General features: G+C 68.2%; 22 protein-coding genes and 3 pseudogenes. 21 read left to right on the forward strand and 4 right to left on the reverse strand.

Annotation, left to right across the window (positions count from 1 at the left end; all coding sequences use genetic code 11):
• Positions 1-135 precede the first annotated feature (135 nt).
• Positions 136-1,317 (reverse strand): annotated as a pseudogene (locus AC5Y47_RS03770) (permease); the annotation flags it as partial.
• Between the two features lie 301 nt (positions 1,318-1,618).
• On the opposite strand from AC5Y47_RS03770, the gene sepIVA reads away from it, so the two are divergent.
• The 11 genes from sepIVA (at position 1,619) to AC5Y47_RS03825 (ending at position 14,903) form a co-directional block, all read left to right on the forward strand.
• Positions 1,619-2,356: a cell division protein SepIVA gene (gene sepIVA, locus AC5Y47_RS03775; protein ID WP_499942086.1), complete on the forward strand. Its 738-nt coding sequence runs from the start codon at positions 1,619-1,621 to the stop codon at positions 2,354-2,356.
• A 58-nt stretch (positions 2,357-2,414) separates the two neighbouring features.
• Positions 2,415-2,993: a YceD family protein gene (locus tag AC5Y47_RS03780; protein WP_499942087.1), complete on the forward strand. Its 579-nt coding sequence runs from the start codon at positions 2,415-2,417 to the stop codon at positions 2,991-2,993.
• Positions 2,990-3,709, forward strand: a complete 720-nt coding sequence (gene rnc, locus AC5Y47_RS03785; RefSeq protein WP_499942089.1) for a ribonuclease III — start codon at positions 2,990-2,992, stop codon at positions 3,707-3,709. The genes AC5Y47_RS03780 and rnc overlap by 4 nt, the downstream gene beginning before the upstream one ends.
• Before the next feature lie 9 nt (positions 3,710-3,718).
• Positions 3,719-4,600: a DNA-formamidopyrimidine glycosylase gene (mutM, locus tag AC5Y47_RS03790; protein WP_499942090.1), complete on the forward strand. Its 882-nt coding sequence runs from the start codon at positions 3,719-3,721 to the stop codon at positions 4,598-4,600.
• A complete protein-coding gene (locus AC5Y47_RS03795) occupies positions 4,597-5,007 on the forward strand; it encodes an OsmC family protein (RefSeq protein ID WP_499942092.1) in 411 nt (136 codons plus the stop codon). Before mutM ends, AC5Y47_RS03795 begins: the two co-directional genes overlap by 4 nt.
• Positions 4,997-5,275, forward strand: a complete 279-nt coding sequence (locus AC5Y47_RS03800) for an acylphosphatase (RefSeq protein ID WP_499942094.1) — start codon at positions 4,997-4,999, stop codon at positions 5,273-5,275. The genes AC5Y47_RS03795 and AC5Y47_RS03800 overlap by 11 nt, the downstream gene beginning before the upstream one ends.
• Positions 5,276-5,332: 57 nt before the next feature.
• Positions 5,333-8,938, forward strand: a complete 3,606-nt coding sequence (smc, locus tag AC5Y47_RS03805) for a chromosome segregation protein SMC (RefSeq protein ID WP_499942096.1) — start codon at positions 5,333-5,335, stop codon at positions 8,936-8,938.
• A gap of 237 nt (positions 8,939-9,175) precedes the next feature.
• Positions 9,176-10,510 (forward strand): signal recognition particle-docking protein FtsY, encoded by a 1,335-nt coding sequence (ftsY, locus tag AC5Y47_RS03810; RefSeq protein WP_499942098.1) that lies wholly within the window; start codon positions 9,176-9,178, stop codon positions 10,508-10,510.
• Between the two features lie 157 nt (positions 10,511-10,667).
• Positions 10,668-12,062 (forward strand): ammonium transporter, encoded by a 1,395-nt coding sequence (locus AC5Y47_RS03815; RefSeq protein ID WP_499942366.1) that lies wholly within the window; start codon positions 10,668-10,670, stop codon positions 12,060-12,062.
• 2 nt (positions 12,063-12,064) lie between these two features.
• Positions 12,065-12,403, forward strand: coding sequence for a nitrogen regulatory protein P-II (glnB, locus tag AC5Y47_RS03820; protein ID WP_036354580.1), 339 nt, complete (start codon positions 12,065-12,067; stop codon positions 12,401-12,403).
• 31 nt (positions 12,404-12,434) lie between these two features.
• Positions 12,435-14,903: a [protein-PII] uridylyltransferase gene (locus AC5Y47_RS03825; RefSeq protein ID WP_499942099.1), complete on the forward strand. Its 2,469-nt coding sequence runs from the start codon at positions 12,435-12,437 to the stop codon at positions 14,901-14,903.
• A gap of 91 nt (positions 14,904-14,994) precedes the next feature.
• Here the strand turns inward: AC5Y47_RS03825 and AC5Y47_RS03830 are convergent, their stop codons facing one another.
• Both AC5Y47_RS03830 and AC5Y47_RS03835 read right to left on the reverse strand, forming a co-directional pair.
• Complete coding sequence (locus AC5Y47_RS03830; RefSeq protein WP_499942100.1) at positions 14,995-16,710, reverse strand: DEAD/DEAH box helicase; 1,716 nt, start codon at positions 16,708-16,710, stop codon at positions 14,995-14,997.
• 87 nt (positions 16,711-16,797) lie between these two features.
• Positions 16,798-16,959, reverse strand: a pseudogene (locus AC5Y47_RS03835) (alpha/beta hydrolase); the annotation flags it as partial.
• A gap of 141 nt (positions 16,960-17,100) precedes the next feature.
• Here AC5Y47_RS03835 and ffh point away from each other — a divergent pair.
• The 5 genes and pseudogenes from ffh (at position 17,101) to AC5Y47_RS03860 (ending at position 23,102) form a co-directional block, all read left to right on the forward strand.
• The gene (gene ffh / locus AC5Y47_RS03840; protein WP_499942102.1) at positions 17,101-18,657 is read left to right on the forward strand and encodes a signal recognition particle protein; all 1,557 of its coding nucleotides are present in this window, start codon (positions 17,101-17,103) and stop codon (positions 18,655-18,657) included.
• A gap of 7 nt (positions 18,658-18,664) precedes the next feature.
• Entirely contained in the window at positions 18,665-19,741 is a 1,077-nt protein-coding gene (locus AC5Y47_RS03845; RefSeq protein WP_499942103.1) for a metal-dependent hydrolase family protein, read from the forward strand.
• Between the two features lie 150 nt (positions 19,742-19,891).
• On the forward strand, positions 19,892-20,653 hold the full coding sequence (locus tag AC5Y47_RS03850; RefSeq protein ID WP_499942105.1) for an Rv2253/PknI dimerization domain-containing protein: 762 nt from the start codon (positions 19,892-19,894) through the stop codon (positions 20,651-20,653).
• Between the two features lie 32 nt (positions 20,654-20,685).
• Positions 20,686-22,511: pseudogene (locus AC5Y47_RS03855) on the forward strand (N-acyl-D-amino-acid deacylase family protein).
• On the forward strand, positions 22,512-23,102 hold the full coding sequence (locus tag AC5Y47_RS03860) for a TetR/AcrR family transcriptional regulator (RefSeq protein WP_499942106.1): 591 nt from the start codon (positions 22,512-22,514) through the stop codon (positions 23,100-23,102).
• A 66-nt stretch (positions 23,103-23,168) separates the two neighbouring features.
• Here the strand turns inward: AC5Y47_RS03860 and AC5Y47_RS03865 are convergent, their stop codons facing one another.
• Complete coding sequence (locus tag AC5Y47_RS03865) at positions 23,169-24,038, reverse strand: D-alanyl-D-alanine carboxypeptidase family protein (RefSeq protein ID WP_499942108.1); 870 nt, start codon at positions 24,036-24,038, stop codon at positions 23,169-23,171.
• 46 nt (positions 24,039-24,084) lie between these two features.
• Between AC5Y47_RS03865 and AC5Y47_RS03870 the strand changes: the two genes are divergently transcribed.
• The 5 genes from AC5Y47_RS03870 to trmD all read left to right on the forward strand — a co-directional run bounded on the left by AC5Y47_RS03870 (position 24,085) and on the right by trmD (position 26,644).
• Positions 24,085-24,504 (forward strand): nuclear transport factor 2 family protein, encoded by a 420-nt coding sequence (locus AC5Y47_RS03870; protein ID WP_499942110.1) that lies wholly within the window; start codon positions 24,085-24,087, stop codon positions 24,502-24,504.
• A 155-nt stretch (positions 24,505-24,659) separates the two neighbouring features.
• Positions 24,660-25,166, forward strand: a complete 507-nt coding sequence (gene rpsP, locus AC5Y47_RS03875; protein WP_499942112.1) for a 30S ribosomal protein S16 — start codon at positions 24,660-24,662, stop codon at positions 25,164-25,166.
• Between the two features lie 5 nt (positions 25,167-25,171).
• Complete coding sequence (locus tag AC5Y47_RS03880; RefSeq protein WP_036354608.1) at positions 25,172-25,414, forward strand: RNA-binding protein; 243 nt, start codon at positions 25,172-25,174, stop codon at positions 25,412-25,414.
• 5 nt (positions 25,415-25,419) lie between these two features.
• Positions 25,420-25,941 (forward strand): ribosome maturation factor RimM, encoded by a 522-nt coding sequence (gene rimM, locus AC5Y47_RS03885; protein WP_499942114.1) that lies wholly within the window; start codon positions 25,420-25,422, stop codon positions 25,939-25,941.
• A 16-nt stretch (positions 25,942-25,957) separates the two neighbouring features.
• Positions 25,958-26,644: a tRNA (guanosine(37)-N1)-methyltransferase TrmD gene (gene trmD / locus AC5Y47_RS03890; protein ID WP_499942116.1), complete on the forward strand. Its 687-nt coding sequence runs from the start codon at positions 25,958-25,960 to the stop codon at positions 26,642-26,644.
• The last annotated feature ends 80 nt before the right edge of the window (positions 26,645-26,724 follow it).

Here is a 26,724-nt window from a genome sequence, read left to right on the forward strand (position 1 = left end):
CTGCGGACTCTCAACGCAGCCAAGTTCGCCAGTGCGGTACGCGGTGTCCCGTCAGTGGCACCCGTGCCCGCCATGCGCGTGCCCGTGCCCGTGCCCGCCATGCCCGTGCTCACCGTGCGCGTGCCCACCGTGCGCGTGCTCACCATGCGCGTGCTCACCGTGCGCGTGCTCGGCGTCCGGTGAACCATTCATCATGCGCAGCATCGGCATTCCGCCCGTGACAAAGAACCGAGCGACCAATACCGCCGCAACAAGCAAGAAGACGATGTTCAACCATGTCGTGTAGTTCCAGGAGATCCCGCCCGACATCACCATCGCATTGCGTTGATCCGGGATGAGACCTGCGGTGCCGAAGATCAATTCGACCAGATAGCCGGCCACGACCATCGCGGCGTAGAACGTGGCCAGCAGCGTCAGCATCATCTTGGTGCCGTAGTACTTCCGATAGATGTTCAGGATCGGCAGGATCAGCAGGTCGGCGAAGATGAACGCAATGACCCCGCCGAAGCTGATGCCGCCGTTCCACAGCACAGCGGCCAACGGCACGTTTCCTATAGAGCAGACGAACGACACGATCGCCACGACAGGCCCGACGACAGGCCCCCACACCGCCGACAATGTCGGGTTGTCAGCGAAAAAGAAGTTCTGCCAGAAGGTTTCGGGAACCCATGCGGCAATCGCGCCCGCTATCAACAGGCCCAGGATCAGGTCACGCAGAATCGCCAGCCACTCCATCACGAAGACGTGCGAGACCGAGGTGAGCCCCGGTCCGGAGAACAGTCGCCGCCAAAACGACCCGTCGCCCTGGATCGACATGTCCATCGCGGCATGGCCTTCCATCGAACCGGCGATGCCTTTCTCGGCCTGCTCACGCGCGGCATCGATGAGTCGTTCGCGGACGAAGAACCGGAACAGCAGTGCCAGCACGATGATCATCAGCGGCCCGCCGACGAATTCCGCGGCGGTGAATTGCCAGCCCATCAACAGGGCCAGAATGATGCCCAGCTCCACGACCAGGTTGGTGGAGCCGATCTCGAACGCCATAGCTGCGGTGAAGTTGGCACCCTTGCGAAACAGTGACCGGGCCAGCGCCACCGCGGCATAGGAGCACGACGATGACGCCGCACCCAAGCCCGTCGCGACGGCCAGCGTGCGCGGCCGGTCGTCCCCCAACAGCGCGACGATGGTTGTCCGGCGCACCACGGCCTGCACCACGGCCGACAAGGCGAAACCCAGAATCAGCGCCCAGAGGATTTCCCATGTCATGGACCCCGTCAGCGCCAACGCGTGACCCAGTGCATTTACCGCTCGATCCATCTCCGGCCTCCCGTCGATATACCCCCCAAGGGTATCTAGGTTGTCAACCCCACCAGCGATGCCAAAGAAATCCCGGACGAGCGCGGGCAAAGCGCACCACGATCGGGGCGGCCACGACGCGAGCCGCGTCTCCTGCACGGCTGACCGGGCGCCGCTCGCGGCGATAGTCTGGTGGCAAACCAGGGATGTACGACGACAAATTCACCCCGACACACCGACGTCACCACCGACGTCACATAGGTAACACCAGGCACACTGGTAACAATCAGGAATTGTGGCGAGACGCCAGGAGGGTATGGCCGTGTACCGAGTCTTTGAAGCGTTGGACGAACTGAGCGCGATCGTCGAAGAAGCCCGTGGCGTGCCCATGACCGCGGGCTGCGTCGTGCCGCGCGGCGATGTGCTGGAACTGATCGACGACATCAAGGACGCCATCCCCGGCGAACTGGACGATGCACAGGACGTGCTGGACGCGCGCGACTCGATGCTGCACGACGCGAAGACCCACGCCGACTCGATGGTGTCATCGGCGACCACCGAGTCGGAGTCGATGATCAACCACGCCCGCGCGGAGGCCGACCGCCTGCTCTCCGATGCCAAGGCTCAGGCTGACCGGATGGTCAGCGAAGCCCGTCAGCACAGCGAGCGGATGGTCGGTGAGGCCCGCGAGGAAGCCATGCGGATCGCCGCATCGGCCAAGCGCGAGTACGACGCCAGCATCAGCCGCGCCAAGTCCGAATGCGACCGGCTGATCGAGAACGGCAACATCTCCTACGAAAAGGCCGTGCAAGAGGGCATCAAGGAGCAGCAGCGCCTGGTGTCGCAGAACGAGGTGGTGCAGGCCGCGCACGCCGAATCCACCCGTCTGATCGACACCGCGCACGCCGAGGCCGACCGGTTGCGCGGCGAGTGCGACATCTACGTCGACAACAAACTCGCCGAGTTCGAAGAGTTCCTGAACGGCACCCTGCGGTCGGTCGGCCGGGGCCGCCACCAGCTGCGGACCGCGGCCGGTACGCACGACTACGTGACGCGTTAGGCGTTTCCCCCGGCGAACTGGCCGTGGACCTGCCGGCCGCGCGCCGTAGGATTTCCTTGTGGCAAAGCAGCACAGCCAGACGGCGCAGCGACCCGCCACCACGCCGTTGACGATGGACATCGCCCGCCTGGGCCGCCGGCCCGGGGTGATGTTCGCGGTGCATCAGACCGTGGACAGCCCGTCACGCATCGGCCTGGACCTGATCGCCATCCAGCCGGGCGCACCCCTGGACCTGGACCTGCGGCTGGAGTCGGTCTACGAAGGCGTGCTGGTGACCGGCACTGTATCCGCGCCGACCAGCGGAGAATGCTCGCGTTGTCTGTCGCCGATCCAGGGTCGCGTACGCGTGACGCTGACCGAGCTGTTCGCCTACCCGGACAGTGCGACCGAGGCGACCACGGAGGAGGACGAGGTCGGCCACGTCGTCGCCGAGACGATCAACCTCGAGCAACCCATCGTCGACGCCGTCGGCCTGGAACTGCCGTTCGCGCCGGTCTGCTCACCCGACTGCCCGGGCCTGTGCCCGCAGTGCGGTGTCTCGCTGGCCGCCGAACCCGACCACTCGCACGACCAGATCGACCCACGTTGGGCCAAGCTGGCGGGCATGTTCCCGCCCCGGGACGGAGACGAGCGGTGACCCCGTCGCGGCAGACTCTGCTCGATGCGCTCGGCGTCGACCTGCCCGAAGACCTGCTGTCGTTGGCGTTGACGCACCGCAGCTACGCCTACGAGAACGGCGGCCTGCCCACCAACGAGCGGTTGGAGTTCCTCGGCGACGCGGTGCTGGGACTGACCATCACCGACGAGCTCTATCACCGCCACCCCGACCGTTCCGAAGGCGATCTGGCCAAGTTGCGGGCCAGCATCGTCAACACCCAGGCGTTGGCGGACGTCGCGCGCCATCTGCCCGACGGCGGCCTGGGCGTGCATGTGATGCTGGGGCGCGGTGAGGCCAACACCGGCGGCGCGGACAAGTCCAGCATCCTGGCCGACGGCATGGAATCGTTGCTCGGTGCGATCTACCTGCAACACGGCATCAGCGTGGCCCGCGAGGTGATCCTGCGACTGTTCGGCCCGCTGCTGGATACCGCGCCGACGCTGGGTGCCGGGCTGGACTGGAAGACCAGCCTGCAGGAACTCACCGCATCGTGTGCCCTCGGCACCCCGACGTACCAGGTGACCTCGACCGGGCCGGATCACGACAAGGAATTCACGGCGGTGGTGGTCGTGATGGAGACCCAATACGGGTCTGGTGTGGGGCGTTCGAAAAAAGAAGCCGAGCAGAAGGCGGCGTCGGCCGCCTACAAGGCACTCGAGGCAGCGCACGTGCTCGATCCCGCGGGGAAGCCCTGACGGTTATCGATGCCAGAACTACCCGAAGTCGAGGTGGTACGGCGCGGTTTGCAGGCTCACGTGGTGGGCAAGACGATCACCGCCGTCCGGGTCCACCACCCCCGCGCGGTGCGCCGGCACGAGGCCGGGGCGGGCGACCTGACCGCTCGGCTGCTGGATGCGAAGATCACCGGCACCGATCGCCGCGGCAAGTATCTGTGGCTGCTGCTGGAGAAGAGCACAGACCCCGACGCCGCACTGGTCGTGCACCTGGGGATGAGCGGTCAGATGTTGCTGGGGGAGGTTCCGCGCGCCGACCACGTCCGGATCTCGGCGCTCCTCGACGACGGGACCGTACTGAGTTTCGCCGATCAGCGAACGTTCGGCGGGTGGCTGCTCGCCGACCTCGTGACGGTGGACGGCAGCGTGGTACCGGCGCCGGTCGCGCACCTCGCGCGTGATCCGCTGGATCCCGGGTTCGACGCCGAAGCCGTGGTGAATGTGTTGCGGCGCAAGCACTCCGAGATCAAGCGCCAGTTACTCGACCAACAGGTCGTGTCGGGAATCGGCAACATCTACGCCGACGAGGCGTTGTGGCGCGCGCAGCTGAACGGCGCGCGGATCGCCGCCACCCTACCCCGGCGGCGACTGCGGGCGGTCTTGGATGCCGCCGCCGAAGTGATGCGGGAGGCACTCGCCGAGGGCGGGACGTCGTTCGATTCGCTGTACGTCAACGTCAACGGCGAGTCGGGTTACTTCGACCGGTCGCTGGACGCCTACGGTCGCGAAGGGCAGAACTGCCGGCGCTGTGGAGCGGTGATGCGCCGGGAGAAGTTCATGAACCGCTCGTCGTTCTACTGCCCGAAATGCCAGCCGCGGCCGCGAAACACCGCGAGGAAAGGGGAAACATGACCGAACTGTGGGTCGAACGCACCGGCCCGCGCCGGTACACCGGGCACAGCTCGCGGGGAGCGCAGGTGCTCGTCGGCAGCGAAGACGTCGACGGGGTCTTCACACCGGGCGAGCTGCTGAAGATCGCGCTGGCCGCGTGCAGCGGAATGGCCAGCGATCAGCCTTTGGCGCGCCGGCTGGGCGACGACTACACAGCGACGGTCCGGGTATCGGGCGCCGCCGACCGGGACAACGAGGTCTATCCGCTGCTCGAGGAGACGCTCGAACTGGACCTTTCGGGTCTCAGCGCCGAGGACAAGGAGCGCGTGCTGACTGTCGTCGAGCGGGCCGTCGACATGGTGTGCACCGTCGGGCGCACCCTCAAGTCGGGCACCACGGTCACGTTCGGGGTCGCAGATGTCGGATGACGTGCGATTGACCGCCTGGGTGCACGGGCATGTCCAGGGCGTTGGTTTTCGCTGGTGGACCCGCTGCCGTGCGCTGGAGCAGGGGCTGACGGGGTACGCGGCGAATCACGCCGACGGCCGCGTGTTGGTGGTTGCGCAGGGGCCGCGGGAAGCCGGCGAACGGTTGCTCGAGCTGTTACGTGGCGGGGACACTCCGGGCCGGGTGGACAAAGTCGTCGAAGACTGGTCGAAGCCGACGGAACAATTCACCGGATTCGTCGAACGGTGATCGGACGACGGGCGCGCCGGGTCACCGCCGTCTGATCCAGCGGTAATCTGGCCCACCGTGTACCTCAAGAGTCTGACGCTGAAGGGCTTCAAGTCCTTCGCCGCGCCGACGACTCTGCGTTTCGAGCCCGGCATCACCGCCGTCGTCGGGCCCAACGGTTCAGGCAAGTCCAACGTGGTCGACGCGCTGGCCTGGGTGATGGGGGAGCAGGGCGCCAAGACGCTGCGCGGCGGCAAGATGGAAGACGTCATCTTCGCCGGCACCTCCTCGCGTGCCCCGCTGGGCCGCGCCGAGGTCACCGTCACCATCGACAATTCCGACAACGCACTGCCGATCGAGTACTCCGAGGTTTCGATCACCCGCCGGATGTTCCGCGACGGGGCCAGCGAGTACGAAATCAACGGCAGCAGTTGCCGTTTGATGGATGTGCAGGAGTTGCTGAGCGATTCCGGCATCGGCCGCGAGATGCATGTGATCGTCGGGCAGGGCAAGCTCGACGAGATTTTGCAGTCCCGCCCCGAAGACCGGCGCGCGTTCATCGAGGAAGCCGCCGGCGTGCTCAAGCACCGCAAGCGTAAAGAGAAGGCGCTGCGCAAGCTCGACGCGATGGCCGCGAACCTGGCCCGGCTCAACGACCTGACCACCGAGCTGCGCCGCCAACTCAAGCCGCTGGGCCGTCAGGCCGAGGTGGCGCGTCGCGCCCAGACCATCCAGGCCGACCTGCGCGATGCGCGGTTGCGGCTGGCCGCCGACGACCTGGTGAGCCGGCGCACCGAGCGGCAGGCGATCTTCGACGCCGAGGCGACCATGCGCCGCGAGCACGACGAAGCCGCCGCCCGGCTGTCGGTGGCTTCGGAGGAGCTGGCTGCGCACGAGGCTGAGCTTGCCGTGCTGTCGCAACGCAGCGAGGCGGTGCAGCACACATGGTTTCGGCTGTCCGCGCTGGCCGAGCGGGTGGGTGCGACGGTGCGCATCGCCGCCGAACGCGCACAGCACCTCGATGTCGAGCCGGTGCGGGCCAGCGACACCGACCCAGACGCCCTGGAAGCCGAGGCCGACGAGGTGGCCTCCCGCGAGCGACAGTTGCTCGCCGAACTGGAAGAGGCGCGCGCCCGGTTGGACGCCGCCCGTGCCGAGTTGGCCGAATGGGAGCGCCGCGCCGTGGAAGCCGACAAGGCGCACCTGGCGGCGGTGCGCGCCGAGGCGGACCGCCGGGAAGGTCTGGCGCGGCTGGCCGGGCAGGTGGAAACCATGCGGGCGCGGGTCGAGTCGATCGACGAAAGCGTCGCCCGGCTCTCGGAGCGGATCGAACAGGCGGCCGCCCGCGCGCAGCAGACCCGCGCCGAATTCGAGAGCGTGCAGGGCCGCGTCGGCCAACTGGACCAGGGTGAGCTGGGCCTGGACGAGCAGCACGAGCGGACGGTGTCGGCGTTGCGACTGGCCGAGGCGCGAGTCGCCGAGCTGCAGGCCAACGAACGCAGCGCCGAACGTCAGGTCGCGTCGCTGCGGGCCCGCATCGACGCACTGTCGGTGAGCTTGGAGCGCAAGGACGGTGCCGCCTGGCTCACCCGAAACCTCAGTGGCGCAGGGCTTTTGGGCTCAGTCGCGGAACTGGTCAAGGTGCGGCCCGGTTACGAGGCGGCACTGGCCGCGGTGCTCGGTTCGGCGGCCGACGCGCTGGCGGCTGACAGCGTCGACGCTGCGCGCGGCGCGGTTACCGCGCTCAAGCAGGCCGACGGCGGCCGCGCAGCGCTGGTGTTGAGCGACTGGCCCACCGCCGCGGCCGAGTCGGCGCAGTTGCCCGCCGGTGTGCTGTGGGCGGTGGACCTGATCGAAGCGCCGCCGCGACTGCGTGGCGCGATGGTCGCGATGCTGTCCGGTGTCGCGGTCGTCGACGATCTGAGTGCGGCGCTGGATCTGGTGGCCGGCCGTCCGCAGTTGCGGGCGGTCACCGTGGATGGCGACGTGGTAGGCGCGGGACGGGTGAGCGGCGGATCCGACCGCAAGCTGTCCACGTTGGAGGTTGCCTCCGAGATCGACAAGGCGCGCGGTGAGCTGGTTGCCACGGAGGAGCAGGTGGCGCAGCTGAACGCGGCGTTGTCCGGCGCGCTGACCGAGCAGACCGCCCGTCAGGAAGCCGCCGAGCAGGCACTGGCGGCACTCAACGAGTCCGACACCGCCATCTCGGCAATGTACGAGCAACTGGGCCGGTTGGGACAGGACGCGCGCGCGGCCGACGACGAGTGGACCCGGCTGCTGCAGCAACGCGCAGAACTCGAAGCCGCGCGCGGGCGGACCGTCGAGGACGTCGTCGAGCTGGAGACGCGGCTGCGTAACGCGCAGCAGACCGAGCTCGTGACCGAGGCGGAGGCCAGCCCGGCCGAGGCCCGGGAAGCCATCGCCGCCGCCGCCGAGAGCGCGCGCAGCGTCGAGGTCGAGGCGCGGCTGGCGGTACGCACCGCCGAGGAGCGGGCCAACGCGGTGCGCGGACGAGCCGACTCGCTGCGCCGGGCGGCCGCGGCCGAACGCGAGGCGCGGCTGCGGGCCGAACAGGCGCGCGCCGCCCGGATGCGCGCCGGTGCCGTGGCCGCGGCGGTCGCCGAATCGGGTCGGGTACTGGCCCGCCGCCTCGAAACAGTGGTCGAGGCGGCTGCGCGACTGCGCGACGAGCTGGCCGCCGAACGCCGGCAACGATCCGCGGCCCGGGCCGCGGTCCGCGAGGAGACGAACACGCTGAGCGCGCGGGTGTCGGCTCTGACCGATTCGCTGCACCGCGACGAGGTGGCCAATGCGCAGGCGGCGCTGCGCATCGAGCAACTCGAGCAGATGGTGCTCGAGCAGTTCGGGATGGCGCCGGCCGACCTGGTCGCCGAATACGGTCCCGACGTCCCGCTGCCGCCGACGGAGTTGGAGATGGCCGAGTTCGAACAGGCGCGTGAGCGCGGCGAGCAGGTCGTGGCGCCCGCACCGATGCCGTTTGACCGCACCACCCAGGAGCGGCGCGCCAAACGCGCCGAGCGGGAGCTGACCGAGCTCGGCCGGGTCAATCCGTTGGCCCTCGAAGAATTTGCTGCCCTGGAAGAGCGGTACAACTTTCTGTCCACTCAGCTCGAAGATGTCAAGGCCGCGCGCAAGGACCTGCTCGACGTCGTCGCCGAAGTCGACTCCCGCATCCTGCAGGTGTTCAGCGATGCGTTCTTCGACGTGGAACGGGAGTTCCAGACGGTGTTCACCGCGTTGTTCCCCGGCGGCGAGGGTCGGCTGCGGCTGACCCAGCCGGATGACATGCTGACCACCGGCATCGAGGTGGAGGCCCGTCCGCCCGGCAAGAAGGTGACCCGGCTTTCTTTGCTGTCCGGCGGGGAGAAGGCACTGACGGCGGTGGCGATGCTGGTTGCCATCTTCCGGGCCCGGCCGTCGCCGTTCTACATCATGGACGAGGTGGAGGCGGCGCTCGACGACGTCAACCTGCGCCGGCTGATCGGGCTGTTCGAGATGCTGCGCGACCGCTCGCAACTGATCATCATCACCCATCAGAAGCCCACCATGGAGGTCGCCGACGCGCTCTACGGCGTGACGATGCAGGGTGACGGGATCACCGCGGTTATCTCGCAGCGAATCCGGGGACAGCAGGTAGACCGGTTGGTGGGCACACCTGGATGAGTCGCGGCCCGACGGAAGTTCGAGCGGGTACTTGACGGCTTTGATTGTGAACTCAGGGCTCTGATTGGGCAGTGGCGGTGGGATTTTCGCGAAATCCCCACCCTGGCTGCACAACCGAAACCCTGACTTCACCCCGAGAGTCCTGCCTGCACATTCGAGGTCCGGCACGTGCAGGCGGGTGCGACCGTCGTCAACCCACCGAGAGCCGCGCGCCCCACGGCTGGAAGGATCGACAACGTGTCCGAAAGTCTCTGGATCGCAATCGCCGTCGTCGCCGCCCTTCTCGTCATCACCGCGATCGTCGTCGGCCTGGTGCGCTACCGCAGGCGGCGGATCAGCCTCGCCCCGCGCGAAACGGAGGCAATCGACAAGTCCGGTGGCTACACCGCCTCGTCGGGCATCACCTTCAGCCAGGGCCAGAGCCAGACCGAGACCCTGGACCGGCCCGAACCCGTAGAACGCATCGATACCAGCGGGTTGCCGGCCGTCGGCGACGACGCGACCCTCCCGCGCGACGCGCCCAAACGCCCGATCTCCGAGGTCCAGCTGCCCGAGGTCGTCGAGCCCGAGGCGCCGGTCGAACCCGAAGTTCCGCAAGGCTTCGAGATACTCGAGGTGCTGGAGCGCCAGGCGCCCGAGATCGAGGAGATCGCGCCCACCGAAGGGCGGCTGGAACGCCTGCGGGGCCGACTGGCCCGGTCACAGAATGCGCTGGGCCGCAGCATGCTGGGCCTGATCGGCGGCGGCGACCTGGACGAGGATTCCTGGCAGGACGTCGAGGACACGCTGCTGGTCGCCGACCTGGGCCCGGTGGTCACCGAATCGGTGGTATCGCAGCTACGCAGCCGGCTGGCGAGCAGCAACGTCCGCACCGAGGCCGACGCTCGCGCCGTGCTGCACGACGTCCTGGTCAACGAACTGCAACCCGCCATGGACCGCTCCATCAGGGCCCTGCCGCACGCCGACCATCCGTCGGTGCTGCTGGTCGTCGGCGTCAACGGCACCGGCAAGACCACCACGGTCGGCAAACTCGCGCGGGTGCTGGTGGCCGACGGCCGGCGGGTGGTCCTGGGTGCCGCCGACACATTCCGGGCCGCCGCGGCCGACCAGCTGCAGACCTGGGCGTCGCGGGTCGGCGCGGAGGTGGTGCGCGGTGCCGAAGGCGCCGACCCGGCGTCGGTGGCGTTCGACGCCGTCGACAAGGGCATCGCCGCCGGCGCCGACGTCGTCCTCATCGACACCGCCGGGAGGCTGCACACCAAAGTCGGCCTGATGGACGAGCTGGGCAAGGTCAAACGGGTGGTGACCCGTCGCGCCGCGGTGGACGAGGTGCTGTTGGTGCTCGACGCCACGATCGGGCAGAACGGATTGGCCCAAGCCAAGGTCTTCGCCGAAGTCGTCGACATCACCGGTGCGGTACTGACCAAGCTGGACGGAACGGCCAAGGGCGGCATCGTGTTCCGCGTCCAACAGGAACTCGGAGTGCCGGTGAAGCTGGTCGGGCTGGGCGAAGGCCCCGATGATCTGGCGCCGTTCGAGCCGAAGGCCTTCGTGGACGCCCTGCTCGGATGACAGGTATTACACAGCACCCTTTACGTTAATCGCGACGAAACATCGCTGCCCCATTCGCGCAACAACTTATGCGCATGGTTCTGGATCAGGTCGCCAGTCATCCATCTGGGGCCCTCCCGACGCTGACTGGAGGTGATAGCGAGTGAGTTTCCCGCTGATGGGCCATCCCGATACGGGCGACACGGCCTGGATGTTGGCAAGTTCTGCGCTCGTGCTGTTGATGACGCCGGGCCTGGCGTTTTTCTACGGCGGCATGGTGCGTGCCAAGAGTGTGCTGAACATGATCATGATGAGCATCAGTGCGATGGGCGTCGTGACCGTGCTGTGGGTGCTCTACGGCTACTCGATGGCATTCGGTAATGACACGGGTGGCGTCGTGGGCAACCCGACCCAGTTCTGGGGCCTGAAAGGTCTCATCGGTGGCAATTACATCGCTGCCGACCCGAGCAAGACCCCGGCTGTGGCAGAGACAACCATCCCGCTGGTGGGCACCCTGCCGGCCACGGTGTTCGTGGCCTTCCAGCTCATGTTCGCGATCATCACCGTCGCCCTGATCTCGGGTGCGGTGGCGGACCGGATGAAGTTCAGCGCCTGGTTGGTGTTCTCCGGACTGTGGGCCACAATCGTCTACTTCCCCGTCGCGCACTGGGTGTTCGCGTTCGACGGCAGCGTCGCCGAGTCGGGCGGGTGGATCGCCAACAAGCTGAAAGCGGTCGACTTCGCAGGCGGTACGGCGGTCCACATCAACGCCGGTGTGGCGGGCTTGGTGCTGGCGCTGGTCCTGGGCAAGCGCAAGGGCTGGCCCACCACGCTGTTCCGGCCGCACAACCTGCCGTTCGTGATGCTCGGCGCCGGCCTGCTGTGGTTCGGCTGGTATGGGTTCAACGCCGGATCAGCCACCAGCTCGAACGGCGCCGCCGGTACGACGTTCATCACCACCACCATCGCCACGGCGGCCGCCATGCTCGCCTGGCTGCTCACCGAGCGCATCCGCGACGGCAAGGCGACCACGCTGGGTGCCGCCTCGGGCATCGTCGCCGGACTGGTCGCCATCACGCCGTCGTGTTCGTCGGTCAACGTGGTGGGCGCTTTGGTAATCGGCGCAGTGGCCGGCGTGCTGTGTGCGCTGGCGGTGGGGCTGAAGTTCAAGCTCGGGTTCGACGACTCGCTCGACGTGGTCGGCGTGCACCTGGTCGGCGGATTGGCCGGCACCCTGATGGTCGGCCTGGTCGCCACGCCGCAGGCCCCCGCGGCCGTCGCGGGGGTGTTTTACGGCGGCGGTTGGGGCCAGCTCGGCAAACAGGCCATCGGCGCGTTTGCTGTGTTGACCTACTCGGCTCTTGGCACGCTGATCATTGCGCTTATCCTGAAGTACACCATCGGGCTGCGTCTCGGGGCTGAGCAGGAGGCCGCGGGGATCGATGAGTCGGAGCACGCCGAGAGTGGCTACGACTTCGCGGTCGCCAGCGGTTCGGTTCTTCCACGTGCCAGCCTGCCGGACACCCCGAACGGGCTAGGGGCGCGCTTGGCCGAGAAAGTGGAGGCGGAATAGTTATGAAGCTGATCACCGCGATCGTGAAGCCGTTCACCCTTGACGATGTCAAGACCAGCCTCGAGGACGCCGGCGTCCTGGGCATGACGGTCAGTGAGATTCAGGGCTACGGCCGGCAGAAGGGTCACACCGAGGTCTACCGGGGCGCCGAATACTCCGTCGACTTCGTGCCCAAGGTCCGCATCGAGGTCGTCGTCGACGACTCCATCGTCGACAAGGTCGTGGACAGCATCGTCCGTGCGGCACGGACCGGGAAGATCGGTGACGGCAAGGTGTGGGTCAGCCCGGTGGACACCATCGTGCGGGTGCGCACGGGGGAACGCGGGCCAGACGCGCTGTGACGCCGAACCTCATCGGACGGGCCGGGCGGGTGTGACGTCGACTCCGCCCGACCCCGCTGAGTCATCGGAATCCAAGCAAGCAGGAAGCGCCGTCGCGGCAGTCGATCTGGCTGCCGCACGGCGCGAACTGCTGTCTGACGATCTTCGTGACCGCGCACCCGCGGAGCTGCGCAAGGCGGTGCTGGGACTGCACGAATCCTGGCTGACCGCAAAGGCCGCCGAGATCGGCATCACCGACGGCAGCGGCTACGCCCTGATCGGCGTCGGTGGGCTGGGGCGGCGCGAATTGCTGCCGTACTCCGACCTCGACCTGGTGTTGCTGCACGACGGCAAGCCGGCCGACGTGCTGGGGCCGGTCGCAGACAAGTTGTGGTATCCGTTGTGGGACGCCAACATTCGGCTCGATCACAGTGTGCGCACGGTCAGCGACGCGTTGGGCATCGCCAACTCGGACATGACCGCGGCGCTGGGTCTGCTGGAAGCGCGTCACATCGCCGGCGAGGAAGGTCTCTCGGAGGAATTGATCCACGGTGTGCGCCGGCAGTGGCGCACCGGAATCCGTTCCCGCATGGACGAACTCGTGGAGATGACGCACGCCCGCTGGTTGCGTCTGGGCCGCATCGCACACCGCGCCGAGCCCGACCTGAAGTCCGGCCGCGGCGGTCTGCGCGACGTCCAGTTGCTCAACGCGCTGGCGCTCGCCCAGTTGATCGACCGCCACGGCATGTCCCGTCCGGACACCCCGGCCGGGTCGCTGGACGACGCCTACCTCACCCTGCTCGACGTGCGCACCGAACTGCACGTGGTCTCGCGCCGCGGCCGCGACCAGGTGCTGGCGCAGTTCGCCGACGAGGTCAGTGCCGTGTTGGGCGTCGGCGACCGATTCGACCTGGCGCGCATGCTGTCCAGCGCCGGGCGAACGATCAGCTACCACTCCGTCACCGGGTTGCGGACCGCCAACAACGCACTGCCTCGACGCGGCATCTCGGCGTTCATCGGGCGGCCCAAGCGCCGCCCGCTGGACGAGGGTGTCGTCGAGTACGCCGGGGAGATCGTCCTGGCCAGAGACGCCCAGCCCGATCGCGATCCCGGTCTGGTGCTGCGGGTGGCCGCGGCCGCGGCCGATACCGGGGTGCCCATCGGGGCGGCCACGCTCAACCGGCTGGCCGACAGCGCACCTCCGCTGCCGATTCCGTGGCCGCGTGCGGCGCTCGACGACCTGTTGGTGGTGCTGCTGGCCGGCCCCACCGCGGTGCCGACGATCGAGGCGCTCGACCGGACCGGGTTGTGGGGTCAACTGCTGCCGGAGTGGGACCCGATCCGTGACTTGCCGCCGCGCGACGTGTCCCACAAGTGGACGGTGGACCGGCACGTGGTGGAGTGCGCCGTGCACGCGGCACCGTTGAGCACCAACGTGGCCCGGCCCGACCTGCTGGCGCTCGGTGCGTTGCTGCACGACATCGGCAAGGGCCGGGGCATGGACCACTGTGTGCTGGGTGCGGATCTGGTGGTCCCGATCGCGGAGCGCCTCGGGCTGTCGTCGGCCGACATCGACACGCTGTCGCAGATGGTCCGTCACCACCTGCTGCTGCCCATCACGGCCACCCGCAGCGACCTGAACGACCCGGCGGTCATCGAAGCCGTCTCCGAGGCGCTGGGCGGGGACCCGCAACTGCTGGAGTTGATGCACGCCCTGACCGAGGCCGATTCCAAGGCCACCGGGCCCGGTGTGTGGAGCGACTGGAAGGCGTCCCTGATCGAGGATCTGGTGCGTCGCTGCCGGATGGCGATGGCCGGCGAACCGCTGCCGCAAGCCGAACCGACTGCGCCGCACTATCTTTCGTTGGCCGCCCAGCAAGGGGTGCACGTCGAGATCAACCCCGCCGAAGGCGAGCGGTTGCATGCGGTGATGGTGGCCCCGGACGAGCGCGGCCTGGTGTCCAAAGCCGCCGCGGTGCTGGCGCTGAACTCGCTGCGCGTGCACTCGGCGTCGGTGAATGTGCATGAGCGCGTTGCCATCACCGAATTCGTGGTGTCGCCGCTGTTCGGTTCGCCCCCCGCCGCCGACATGCTGCGTCAAGCCTTCGTGGGTGCCTTGCGCGGCGACGTCGACGTGCTGGGGACGCTGGAGAAACGGGACATCGAAGCCACCAGCTCGGCGACCGCCCGGGCGGGGGAGGTGCAGGTCGGGGTGCCGGTCACCCGCTCGACCGCGCCGCCGCGCATCCTGTGGCTGGATACCGACACGCCCGGTCAGCTGATCCTGGAAGTGCGGGCCATGGACCGCACGGGTCTGCTGGCCCTGCTGGCCTGGGCGCTGGAGCGGGCCGACACCGACATCGTCTGGGCGAAGGTGAACACCTTCGGGTCGACGGCGGCCGACGTGTTCTGTGTGACGGTCCCGCCGGAGTCGAACGCGCGCGGGGCCGTGGAGAAGAACCTGCTGGGTGTATTAGGGGCCCCGGCTGTGGTCCTGGTCGACGAGCCGGTGGGGGATTAGCCGGGTCGCGGGGATTAGCCGCGTTGCGGCGAGTGTGAATCCCACGACGCGACACACCGCTCAAGCGTCGTGTAGTTCACACTCGGCGTTGCTAGACGGGCTCGGAGTTGAGCTGGCGCACCGCCACGATGCGCGCCTGCAGCTGATCCCGGGTCGCCGCGGCGATCGGCGGGCCGCCGCAGCGACGCCGCAGCTCGTTGTGGATCCAGCCGTGCGGCTTGCCGGTGCGGTGGTGGGCGACCGAGACCAGCGCGTTGAGTTCGCGGCGCAGGTCGCGAAGTTGCCCATGCGTGGTGGTCGGCGCCGACGGTCCCTGCACGGCCGCGCGCTTCTGCAGCTGCTCGTCCTGACGACGGTGCAGCAGGGCGCGCATCTGCTCGGCGTCGAGCAGCCCGGGGATGCCGAGATAGTCGGCTTCCTCCTCGCTGCCCGCGGGGGTGGCGGTCCCGAACGACGACCCGTCGAAGATGACCTGGTCCAGCTCGGCGTCGGCGCCCAGCGACACGAAACCGTTCTCGGCTTCGCCCGGCTCGGTCTGCGTCTTGGTGGCGGGATCCTCGAGCAGCGGATCCTCAAGCGATTCGCGATGCGGCTTGCCCAGCACGTGGTCGCGCTGGGCTTCCAGTTCGCTGGCCAGTTGCAGCAGGTTCGGCACCGACGGCAGGAAGATGCTCGCGGTCTCGCCCGGCCGGCGGGAACGCACGAACCGGCCGATGGCCTGGGCGAAGAACAGCGGCGTCGACGCGCTCGTGGCGTAGATTCCGACCGACAGGCGGGGCACGTCGACGCCTTCGGAGACCATCCGCACCGCGACCAACCAGCGACTGGTGCTCGCGGCGAACTCGCTGATCCGGGCCGACGACCCGGGGTCGTCGGAAAGCACCACCGTCGCCGCTTCGCCCGTCAACCGCTGCAGCAGGGTGGCGTAGGCGCGGGCCGCGGTCCGGTCCGAGGCGATGATCATCCCGCCGGCGTCGGGCACGTGCTCGCGCAGCTGCCGGAGCCGGCGATCGGCCGCGGTGATCACCGCCGGCATCCACTCCCCGGCGGGGTCCAGCGCGGTCCGCCAGGCCCGGGCGGTCTGCTCGGCCGACAGCGGCTCGCCCAATCGCGCCTCGTGCTCCTCGCCGGCGCTGTCGCGCCAGCGCGCCTGCCCGGAATAGGCCATGAACACCACCGGGCGGACCACTCCGTCAGCGAGGGCCTCGGCGTAGCCGTAGGTGTGGTCGGCGCGGGATCGCAGCACACCGTCGCCGTCGGGCTCGTAGTCGACGTAAGGGATCGGGCAGTCGTCGCTGCGAAACGGCGTGCCCGTCAGCGCAAGTCGGCGGGTGCCGTCGCTGAAGGCCTCGCGGATGGCATCGCCCCACGTCTTGGCGTCGCCGCCGTGGTGGATCTCGTCGAAGATCACCAGCGTCTTGCGTTGCTCGGTGCGCACCCGGTGCAGGCTCGGATGCGCGGCGACCTGGGCGTAGGTGACGACCACGCCGTGGTACTCCGGTGAGGTCTGCGGGTTGGAGTTGCTGAACTTCGGGTCCAGCGACAGGCCCTGGCGCCCGGCGGCCTGGGCCCACTGGATCTTGAGGTGCTCGGTGGGCACCACGACGGTGATCTGCTCGACCGCGCGATGGCTGATCAGTTCAGCGGCGATGCGCAGCGCGAACGCCGTCTTGCCCGATCCGGGGGTGGCCACGGCCAGGAAGTCACGCGGCTGGTTGCCCAGGTATTTGACCAGCGCGCGGCGCTGCCAGCCGCGCAGTGGCCGGCTGCCTTCGGCGATGCTGTCGGCGGGCCTGACCGGCTGCATCGACAAAGATCCCCCGTACCTGCTAGGCGTGCGTGCGGCTGTAAAACATAGCATGGCAACGGTTTTCGTCGCGGTAGCGACCCGAGCCTATCGCGTTTCCAGCCACTCCCGGATACGCTCGGCGACGTCGCTCCAGCCAGGCTCGAGCATCATGTTGTGCCCCATGTCGAAGAACTCGGCTTCGGTCCGGTAGGCGTGCGCGACGTGCACGTCCGATCGACTGACGAAGCCGTCGTGCTCGGCGCCCAGACCCTTCTCGATCACCTCAAGCATCCGTAGATCCCCGTCTCGTGCCGAGCGTGCACAGATTGCCAGAAATTGCCGCGTGTCGTCGTACAACTGTGCACGCTCGTGCCGGGCGTGTCGACACTGACCATTAGGCTGGCCCACGTGTTTGAATCGCTCTCCGACCGGTTGACCGGTGCGCTCGCGGGCTTGCGCGGCAAGGGCCGCCTGACCGACGCCGACATCGACGCCACCACCCGCGAAATCCGGCTCGCGCTGCTCGAAGCCGACGTCTCACTGCCCGTGGTGCGGGCCTTCGTCCACCGGATCAAGGAACGCGCCCGCGGCCACGAGGTGTCCGGTGCGCTGAACCCGGCCCAGCAAGTCGTGAAGATCGTCAACGAGGAACTGATCGGCATCCTCGGCGGCGAGACCCGTGAGCTCGCGTACGCCAAGACGCCGCCGACGGTGATCATGCTCGCCGGCCTGCAGGGCTCCGGTAAGACGACGCTGGCCGGAAAGCTGGCGTTCCGACTCAAGAACCAAGGGCACACGCCGCTGTTGGTGGCGTGCGACCTGCAGCGTCCCGCCGCGGTGAACCAGCTGCAGGTGGTCGGGCAGCGCGCCGGGGTGCCGGTATTCGCCCCACACCCGGGGGCCTCCCCGGAATCCGGCCCGGGTGACCCGGTCGCCGTCGCCGCGGCGGGTATCGCCGAGGCCAAATCCAAGCACCACGACTTCGTCATCGTCGACACCGCCGGACGACTGGGCATCGACGAGGAGTTGATGGCCCAAGCCGCGGCCATCCGCGAGGCCGTCGATCCGGACGAGGTGCTGTTCGTCCTGGACGCGATGATCGGCCAGGACGCCGTGGCCACCGCGCAGGCCTTCGGCGACGGCGTCGGCTTCACCGGCGTGGTGCTGACCAAGCTGGATGGCGACGCCCGCGGTGGCGCCGCGCTGTCGGTCCGCGAAGTGACCGGTGTGCCAATCCTTTTCGCGTCGACCGGGGAGAAGTTCGAGGACTTCGACGTCTTCCACCCCGACCGGATGGCCAGCCGCATCCTGGGCATGGGCGACGTGCTCAGCCTCATCGAGCAGGCCGAGCAGGTCTTCGACGCCCAGCAGGCCGAGGCGGCCGCGGCCAAGATCGGCGCCGGCGAGCTGACCTTGGAGGACTTCCTCGAGCAGATGCTGGCGGTGCGCAAGATGGGCCCGATCGGCAATCTGCTGGGCATGCTGCCCGGCGGGGCGCAGATGAAGGACGCCTTTGCCGAGGTCGACGACAAGTCGCTGGACCGGATCCAGGCCATCATCCGCGGCATGACCCCACAGGAGCGCGCCGACCCGAAGATCATCAACGCCTCGCGACGGCTGCGGATCGCCAACGGTTCGGGCGTCACCGTTTCCGAGGTGAACCAGCTCGTCGACCGCTTCTTCGAGGCCCGCAAGATGATGTCCTCGATGCTCGGCGGCATGGGCATCCCCGGGATGGGGCGCAAGTCGGCGACCCGGAAGTCCAAGGCCGCCAAGGGCAAGAAGGGCAAGAAGGGCGGTCGCGGTCCGACGCCGCCGAAGGTGCGCAGCCCGTTCGGAGCCGGGATGCCGGGCATGCCGGCCGGGTTCCCCGATCTGTCGCAGATGCCCGAGGGGCTCAACGAGCTGCCGCCGGGCCTGGCCGATTTCGACCTGTCCAAGCTGAAGTTCCCGGGCAAGGGCTAACCGCGCCGTGCGCCTGCACGTGCGAGGGCTGACGCTGCCCGACGAAGCCGTCAGCGACCTCTGGGTCGACGACGGCCACATCAGCACCGAGCCGGTGGACGGCGCCGAGACGATTTTCGACGGCGGCTGGATCGTGCCCGGCCTGGTGGATCTGCACTGCCACATCGGACTCGGCCAGGACGGTGGCGTCGAACTCGACGAGGCGATCGTCCAGGCCGAGATCGAACGCGACGTCGGTGTCCTGCTGGTGCGCGACTGCGGGGTGCCCATCGACACCCGCAGCCTCGACGACCACGCTGATCTTCCCCGGATCATCCGCGCCGGACAGCATCTGGCGCTGCCCAAGCGCTACATCCCGGGCTTGTCGATCGATCTCGAAGACGAATCGCAACTGCCGGATGCGGTGGCCGAACAGGCGCGACTCGGAGACGGCTGGATCAAGCTGATCGGGGACTGGATCGACCGGGGGATCGGGGACCTCGCCCCGCTGTGGTCCGACGACATCCTCAAAGAGGCAATCGACGTCGCGCACGCGCACGGCGCACGGGTCACCGCGCACGTCTTCGGCGAAGACGCGCTGCCCGGCCTGCTCAACGCCGGCATCGACTGCATCGAACACGGCACCGGCCTCACCGACGACACCGTCGCGCTGATGCTCGAGCACGGCACCGCGCTGGTCCCCACCTTGATCAACATCGAGAACTTCCCGGGCATCGCCGACTCGGCGAGTCGCTACCCTGTCTACGCCGCGCACATGCGTGACCTGTACGCGCGAAGCACCGAACGATTCAACGCCGCCTACGAAGCCGGCGTGCCGATCTATGCCGGCAGCGACGCCGGCGGCATGATCCGGCACGGACGCGTCGCGGACGAGGTGGAGGCGCTCAAGGGCATCGGGATGAGCCCGACCGAGGCGCTGGGCGCGGCCTGTTGGGACGCCCGGCGCTGGCTGGGCCGGCCCGGACTGGACCATGGAGCCTCAGCGGACCTGCTGTGTTATGCCGAGGATCCGCGTCAAGGTCCCGGTGTGCTGAGCCGGCCCGATCTGGTGATACTGCGCGGCAACGTGTTTCGGCCCAGCTGAGGATTGTCGCCGGCTGGTCGCCGAGCGGGGTTAATATCACCGGATGGCCTTGGCCAGCGGCGCGACGTTTGCCGGTCACACCGTCGTGCGGATGCTGACTTACTCGTCGACGGGCCAGTCGTACCCGGTCGAGAGATCAGGGCTGCCCGGTTGGCAGCGGCTGAGGATGCGGGCGCCGTCGCCGTGGACTACCCGAACTTCGAGGAAACGTCGATGACGACTTCGCGTCGCTGGCTGCGCCGCGGCGTGCTCGGGGTGGCCGCGGTGATCCTGGGGATCGGCCTGTTCGCCGAGGGCAAGACCGTCGGGCATCATCTGCATGCGCACCAGACCCGCGCCGCCGACCAGTCGACGGGTGCAGTGGCGACGCCTGCTCCCGGGACGCCGTTGTCGTCCGGGACCTACCGCCTCGAGCTGCGGCGCTCCGCGCAGACATTCGACGGCAGACCTGATCCGCAGCCCCCGGACGTCACGACCTGGTGGGCCATCCGGTCGTCGTGCTCCACTACTTGCCTGGCCGCGGCGACACTGCTTGACAGCAGCGAGCACACCCGGGAGATGTCGCCCGGCGTGCACCCGCTGATCCTGGAATTCGGCGACGGGCAGTGGCGGTCCCGTCCGGAAACCAACGGTTTCCCGTGCGTCGCGGCCAGCGGCTCCGCGAGTACCCAGACCACCGAGCAGGTGCTGTCGCTGCGCCCGCAACCGCACGGCGAACTCGTCGGCGAAATGGTCGTCTCGGTCCAGACCGACGAATGCGGCCGGAAAGGTGGCGTCATCCGCATCCCGGCTGCGATCACCCGCAGCGGGGAGATACCACCGGAAGTCGACGTGCCCGATCCGGCCCAGATCCCCGGCGCGACCGGTGCGCCGCCGACCGGCACCAAACCCGGCTCGAAACCGGGGGGCTGAAGCCGGGAAAAGATTGCGAGTGATCGCTATCTATGTTAGCGTTCGGGCCAGCCCACGACTTGGAGGAACAGTGACCTACGACGTGATCATCCGCGACGGCCTGTGGTTCGACGGCACCGGCGCGAAGCCCAAGACCCGGACGCTGGGCATCCGGGACGGTGTCGTGGCCACGGTGTCGGCCATGCCGTTGGACGAGACCGGATGCCCCGAGGTGATCGACGCGCACGGGAAGTGGGTGCTGCCCGGATTCATCGACGTGCACACCCACTACGACGCCGAGATCCTGCTCGACCCGGGCCTGCGCGAGTCGGTGCGGCACGGGGTCACCACTCTGATGCTGGGCAACTGTTCGCTGTCGACGGTCTACGCGGATTCGGAGGACGCCGCCGACCTGTTCAGTCGGGTCGAGGCGGTGCCGCGTGACTTCGTACTCGGCGCTCTGGAGAACAACAGGACGTGGTCGACGCCCGCGGAGTACATCGAGAAGCTCGACGCCCTGCCGCTGGGTCCCAATATCAGTTCGATGCTTGGTCATTCGGACTTGCGCACTTCGGTGCTGGGCCTCGAGCGCGCCACCGACGAGACGGTGCGGCCGACCGATGCCGAGCTGGAAAAGATGGCCAAACTGCTCGACCAAGCGCTGGACGCCGGGATGCTGGGCATGTCCGGCATGGACGCGCCGATCGACAAGCTCGACGGGGAGCGCTTCCGCTCCCGCGCGCTGCCGTCGACCTTCGCGACCTGGCGGGAACGCCGCCGGTTGATCGCAGTGTTACGCAAACGCGGCCGCATCCTGCAGAGCGCGCCCAATGTCAACAGTCCGCTGTCGCCGTTCATGTTCTTCCTGACCAGCAGCCGAATCCTCAACCGCAGCAAGGGTGTTCGGATGAGCATGCTGGTCTCGGCCGATGCCAAGTCGATGCCGATGGGTGTGCACATCTTCGGGCGCGGTACCCGGTTGCTGAACAGGCTGCTCGGCTCCAGCGTGCGTTTCCAGCACCTGCCCGTGCCGTTCGAGTTGTATTCCGACGGAATCGATCTGCCGGTGTTCGAGGAGTTCGGTGCCGGCACCGCCGCCCTGCATCTTCGTGACCAACTGCAACGCAACGAGTTGTTGGCCGACGAGTCCTACCGACGCCGGTTCCGCCGTCAGTTCGACCGCAAGAAGCTCGGTCCGTCGTTGTGGCACCGCGACTTCCACGACGTGGTGATCGTCGAATGCCCCGACAAGACGTTGGTAGGCAAGAGCTTTGGTGCGATTGCCGACGAACGTGGACTGCACCCGCTGGACGCTTTCCTGGACATCCTGGTCGAGAACGGGGAGCGCAACGTGCGCTGGACGACCGTCGTCGCCAATCACCGCCCCAAGCAACTGAACAAGCTGGCCGCCGACCCGAGCGTGCACATGGGGTTCTCCGACGCCGGTGCGCACCTGCGCAATATGGCCTTCTACAACTTCCCGCTGCGGTTGCTCAAGCGAACGCGGGACGCGTTGCAGGCGGGCAAGCCGTTCCTGACCGTGGAGCGCGCGGTGTACCGGCTCACGGCCGAAGTCGCCGAATGGTTCGGCATCAACGCCGGCACGCTGCGCGAAGGCGACCGGGCAGACTTCGTGGTCATCGACCCCGCCCACCTCGACGACTCGGTGGACAGCTACAACGAGGAGGCGGTCCCGTTCTACGGCGGCCTGCGACGGATGGTCAACCGCAACGATGCGACCGTCGTCGCGACGGGGGTCGGAGGTGCCGTGGTCTTCCGCGACGGCGAGTTCTGCGAGGGCTACGGCCAAACCGTGAAGTCGGGCCGCTACCTGCGCGCCGGCGAGCGGCAGGCGGCGCTGGCGAGCGTGCCCGCCTAGATGGCCAGGACTCAGCAGCAGCGCCGCGAGGAGACCGTCGGCCGGCTTCTGGATGCCTGCATCGACACCATCATCGAGTCCGGCTACGCCCGGGCCTCGGCTGCGGTGATCACCAAACGCGCCGGGGTGTCGGTGGGCGCGCTGTTCCGCCACTTCGAAACGATGGGCGACTTCATGGCGGCCACCGCGTCGGAGGTGTTGCGGCGACAGATCGAGTCGTTCACCAAGCAGGTCGCCGAGATACCGGCCGAGCGGCCGGCGCTGGAGGCGGCGCTGACGATCCTGCGCGATATCACCGCCGGCCCCGTCAACGCCGTGCTCTACGAGCTGATGATCGCCGCTCGCACCGACGAAAAGCTGCGGGCAACGTTGCAGCACGAACTCTGGCAATACCGGTCCAAGATGTACGAGGCGGCCCGGGCGATGCCCGGGACCGGGAACGTTCCCGAGGACACACTTCCGGTCCTGGTGGCGTTGCTGACCAATACCTTCGACGGTGCCGCGGTGGTGGAAGGCGTTCTGCCGCAACCCGAGATCGCCGAGCGCCGGATTCCGGTGCTGACCAAGCTTTTCGGTGCGGCCTGGCCCTGAGCGCGAGCAGACACAAAAGCCCCGGTTTCGTGCCGAAACCAGGGGCTTTTGTGTCTGCTCGCGGTGCTAAAGCGAGCCGATGCCGGCCTGCGGACCGAGCGCGAATCCCCAATCGAACAGGCTGGCCGCCTGATCCCAGTAGGTCGGCCCGCCGGCGTGCACCAGGCCGTACATCATCGCGATCACCAGGCGACGGCCGCCGCGCGCGGCCGCGCCGACGAATGTCTTGCGTGCGGCGTTGGTGAAGCCGGTCTTGCCGCCGATCGCGCCGGGGTAGCGGGTCAGCAACTCGTCCTGGTTGAGGATCGGCTGGTCGCCGTTCTCGGTGGGGAACATGGCCGACGGCTCGGCGGTGATGTGCGCGAACGTCGGGTTGGCCATCGCCGCGCGGAAGATGACGGCGAGGTCATGTGCCGTCGACCAGCCGGAGCCGTCGGGCCCGTCCAGCCCGGAAGGTGTCGCGGCGCGGGTGTTGCCCGCCCCCAGCGACGCCGCTTTGGCGTTCATCTTGCCCACCGCGGCCTCCTGACCGCCCAGCATGTGCGCCAGCGTGTTGGCGGCGTCGTTCCCCGACACCAGCAGCAGACCGTCGAGCAGTTGGCGTGCGGTGTAACTGCGTCCGGCTCTGACGCCGGCGCAGTTGCATTCGACCGCCGTGTCCTGCGAATCAGCGACGACCGACGAGTTCAGGTCCAGCTCGTCGAGCGCCACGAGCGCCAGCAGTACCTTGATGGTGCTCGCCGGAGGGTGCGCGACGTTCTGGTCGCGGCCGGCCAGGATCTGCCCGCTGTCGAGGTCGGCCACGATCCAGGTCTGCGCCGGACCGTCCGGGATCGGCACCGACCCGGCAGCCTGCTGCACGTCGGTGTCCGCGTTGGACACCGGGGCACTACAGAACACCAACAGCGCGGCGGCCGCAGCCAAGAGCTTTCGCATGGGCGCTGAGTTTAACGGCGCGAGGGCGGGGTGTTGAATCGTTTGCATGCTGAGCCTGGCCGAAATTTCCGACCGTCTGGAGATTCAACAGCTGCTGGTGGATTACAGCACAGCCATCGACCAACGTCGCTTCGACGACCTGGACAACGTCTTCACCCCGGACGCCTACATCGACTACCGCGAACTCGGCGGCATCGACGGTCCGTATCCAAAGGTGAAGAAGTGGCTGTCGGACGTGCTGCCCAATTTCCCGGCCTATTCGCACATGCTCGGCAACTTCTCGGTCCGCATCGACGGGGACACCGCATCCTCGCGGGTGATCTGCTTCAACCCGATGGTGCTCGGTGGCGAGCAGGACCAGATCCTGTTCTGCGGGCTCTGGTACGACGACGAGTTCGTGCGCACCCCGCAAGGCTGGCGGATGACGCGGCGCGTCGAGACCAAGACTTTTCAGAAGGTCATGTAAGCGAATTTCCGCGCGGGCATGGCTTTCTGGCACAATGGGCGGCTGTCCGTCGCGCGACCAAGGTCGTGCCCCGGTCATACACGCGAGGCAAAACCGGACCCGGGCATCCCGCCCCGGTCGCTGAATTGCAGCGTGACACCCACAGGAGTTCAGTCATGGCTGTCAAGATCAAGCTCACCCGGCTTGGCAAGATCCGCAACCCCCAGTACCGCGTGGCCGTCGCCGATGCGCGCACCCGCCGCGACGGCCGCTCCATCGAGGTCATCGGCCGCTACCACCCCAAAGAAGAGCCGAGCCTGATCGAGATCGACTCCGAGCGCGCGCAGTACTGGCTGTCCGTGGGCGCCCAGCCCACCGAGCCCGTCCTCAAGCTGCTCAAGATCACCGGTGACTGGCAGAAGTTCAAAGGCCTGCCCGGCGCCGAGGGCCGGCTGAAGGTCAAGCCCGCCAAGCCCAGCAAGCTCGAGCTGTTCAACGCCGCGCTGGCCGAGGCTGACGGCGGGCCCACCACCGAGGCCACCAAGCCGAAGAAGAAGTCGGCGCCGAAGAAGGCCGCCAAGGGTGACGAGGCCGCCGAGACCGGCGCGGAGAAGGCGGCCGCCACCGCCGAGTCCGAGCAGGGCGAGCAGTCCGTGCCGGCCGAGCCCGCCACCGAGAGCTGAGCCCGGTGAGCACCGTCGTGGTCGACGCCGTCGAGCACCTGGTCCGCGGCATCGTCGACAACCCTGACGACGTGCGGGTCGACCTGGTCACCAGCCGTCGGGGACGCACCGTAGAGGTCCACGTCCACCCCGACGACCTGGGCAAGGTGATCGGTCGTGGAGGACGCACCGCCACCGCGCTGCGCACGCTGGTAGCCGGAATCGGTGGCCGCGGCATCCGCGTCGACGTGGTGGACACCGACCAGTAGCACCCGTGGAGCTGATCGTCGGGCGCGTGGCCAAGGCCCACGGGATCACCGGCGAGGTCGTGGTCGACGTTCGCACCGACGATCCCGATACCCGGTTCGCGCCGGGCAGCAGGTTGCGCGCCAAGAAACCGCGCGATGCTGCTCCTACGCGCAGCTATGTGGTCGAGGGTGCGCGCCCGCACGGTGCCCGGTTGCTGGTGCGGTTGGCCGGAGTCACCGACCGGGACGGCGCCGATGCGTTGCGAGGCAGCCTGTTCGTCATCGACTCCGACGAACTGCCGCCGATCGACGAGCCGGACACCTATTACGACCATCAGCTGGAGGGTCTGCGGGTGACGACGACGGCCGGGCGCGAGGTCGGCGTCGTCGCCGAGGTGCTGCACACCGCCGGCGCCGAGTTGCTGGCCGTCAAGGGCGATTCCGGTGAGGTACTGGTGCCCTTCGTCAGCGCGATCGTCACCTCGGTGTCGCTGCAGGACGGCACGCTGGAGATCGAGCCGCCCGACGGTCTGCTGGATCTGGGCTGACGGGGCACGTATCGACGTGAGAATCGATATAGTCACGATCTTCCCGGCCTATCTGGACCCGCTGCGGGAATCGTTGCCCGGCAAGGCAATCGCGTCTGGACTGGTGGATTTGCGGGTGCACGACCTGCGGCGCTGGACCCATGACGTGCACCACTCGGTGGACGATGCGCCGTACGGCGGCGGCCCCGGGATGGTCATGCGGGCGCCGGTGTGGGGCGATGCGCTGGACGAAATCTGTTCGGCGGAAACGTTATTGGTGGTTCCCACCCCCGCCGGGAGACTGTTCGACCAGACCACCGCGCAGCGTTGGAGCTCCGAGGGCCATCTGGTGTTCGCCTGCGGCCGATACGAGGGAATCGACCAGCGCGTGGTGGAGGACTCAGCCCGCCGGATGCGCGTCGAAGAGGTGTCGATCGGCGATTACGTGTTGCCCGGCGGCGAGTCGGCGGCACTGGTGATGATCGAGGCCGTGCTGCGGTTGCTGACCGGAGTGCTGGGCAATCCGGCGTCGCATCAACATGATTCGCATTCGTCGGCGCTGGACGGGCTGTTGGAGGGGCCGAGCTACACCCGCCCGCCGAGCTGGCGTGGACTGGACGTTCCGCAGATCCTGCTCTCCGGGGACCATGCCCGCATCGCCGCCTGGCGGCGGGAGGTGTCGCTGCAACGCACCCGCGAGCGCCGCCCGGAACTCCTGGAGTGAGCCCGCCCCTTCGCGCCGCGAGCAGACAGAGAATCGCACGAAACAGGCGATCTCAATGCGATTCTGCGTCTGCTCGCGCA

This window comes from Mycobacterium sp. NGS22 (genome assembly GCF_059813095.1).

What these genes read in the sequence shown, in the direction of transcription:
- mutM (WP_499942090.1), top strand. Translation starts at nt 3,719, where the DNA reads ATGCCAGAACTACCCGAAGTCGAGGTGGTACGGCGCGGTTTGCAGGCT.
- AC5Y47_RS03795 (WP_499942092.1), top strand. Translation starts at nt 4,597, where the DNA reads ATGACCGAACTGTGGGTCGAACGCACCGGCCCGCGCCGGTACACCGGG.
- AC5Y47_RS03800 (WP_499942094.1), top strand. Translation starts at nt 4,997, where the DNA reads ATGTCGGATGACGTGCGATTGACCGCCTGGGTGCACGGGCATGTCCAG.
- AC5Y47_RS03815 (WP_499942366.1), top strand. Translation starts at nt 10,668, where the DNA reads ATGGGCCATCCCGATACGGGCGACACGGCCTGGATGTTGGCAAGTTCT.
- glnB (WP_036354580.1), top strand. Translation starts at nt 12,065, where the DNA reads ATGAAGCTGATCACCGCGATCGTGAAGCCGTTCACCCTTGACGATGTC.
- AC5Y47_RS03830 (WP_499942100.1), bottom strand. Translation starts at nt 16,710, where the DNA reads ATGCAGCCGGTCAGGCCCGCCGACAGCATCGCCGAAGGCAGCCGGCCA.
- AC5Y47_RS03860 (WP_499942106.1), top strand. Translation starts at nt 22,512, where the DNA reads ATGGCCAGGACTCAGCAGCAGCGCCGCGAGGAGACCGTCGGCCGGCTT.
- AC5Y47_RS03865 (WP_499942108.1), bottom strand. Translation starts at nt 24,038, where the DNA reads ATGCGAAAGCTCTTGGCTGCGGCCGCCGCGCTGTTGGTGTTCTGTAGT.
- AC5Y47_RS03870 (WP_499942110.1), top strand. Translation starts at nt 24,085, where the DNA reads ATGCTGAGCCTGGCCGAAATTTCCGACCGTCTGGAGATTCAACAGCTG.
- rpsP (WP_499942112.1), top strand. Translation starts at nt 24,660, where the DNA reads ATGGCTGTCAAGATCAAGCTCACCCGGCTTGGCAAGATCCGCAACCCC.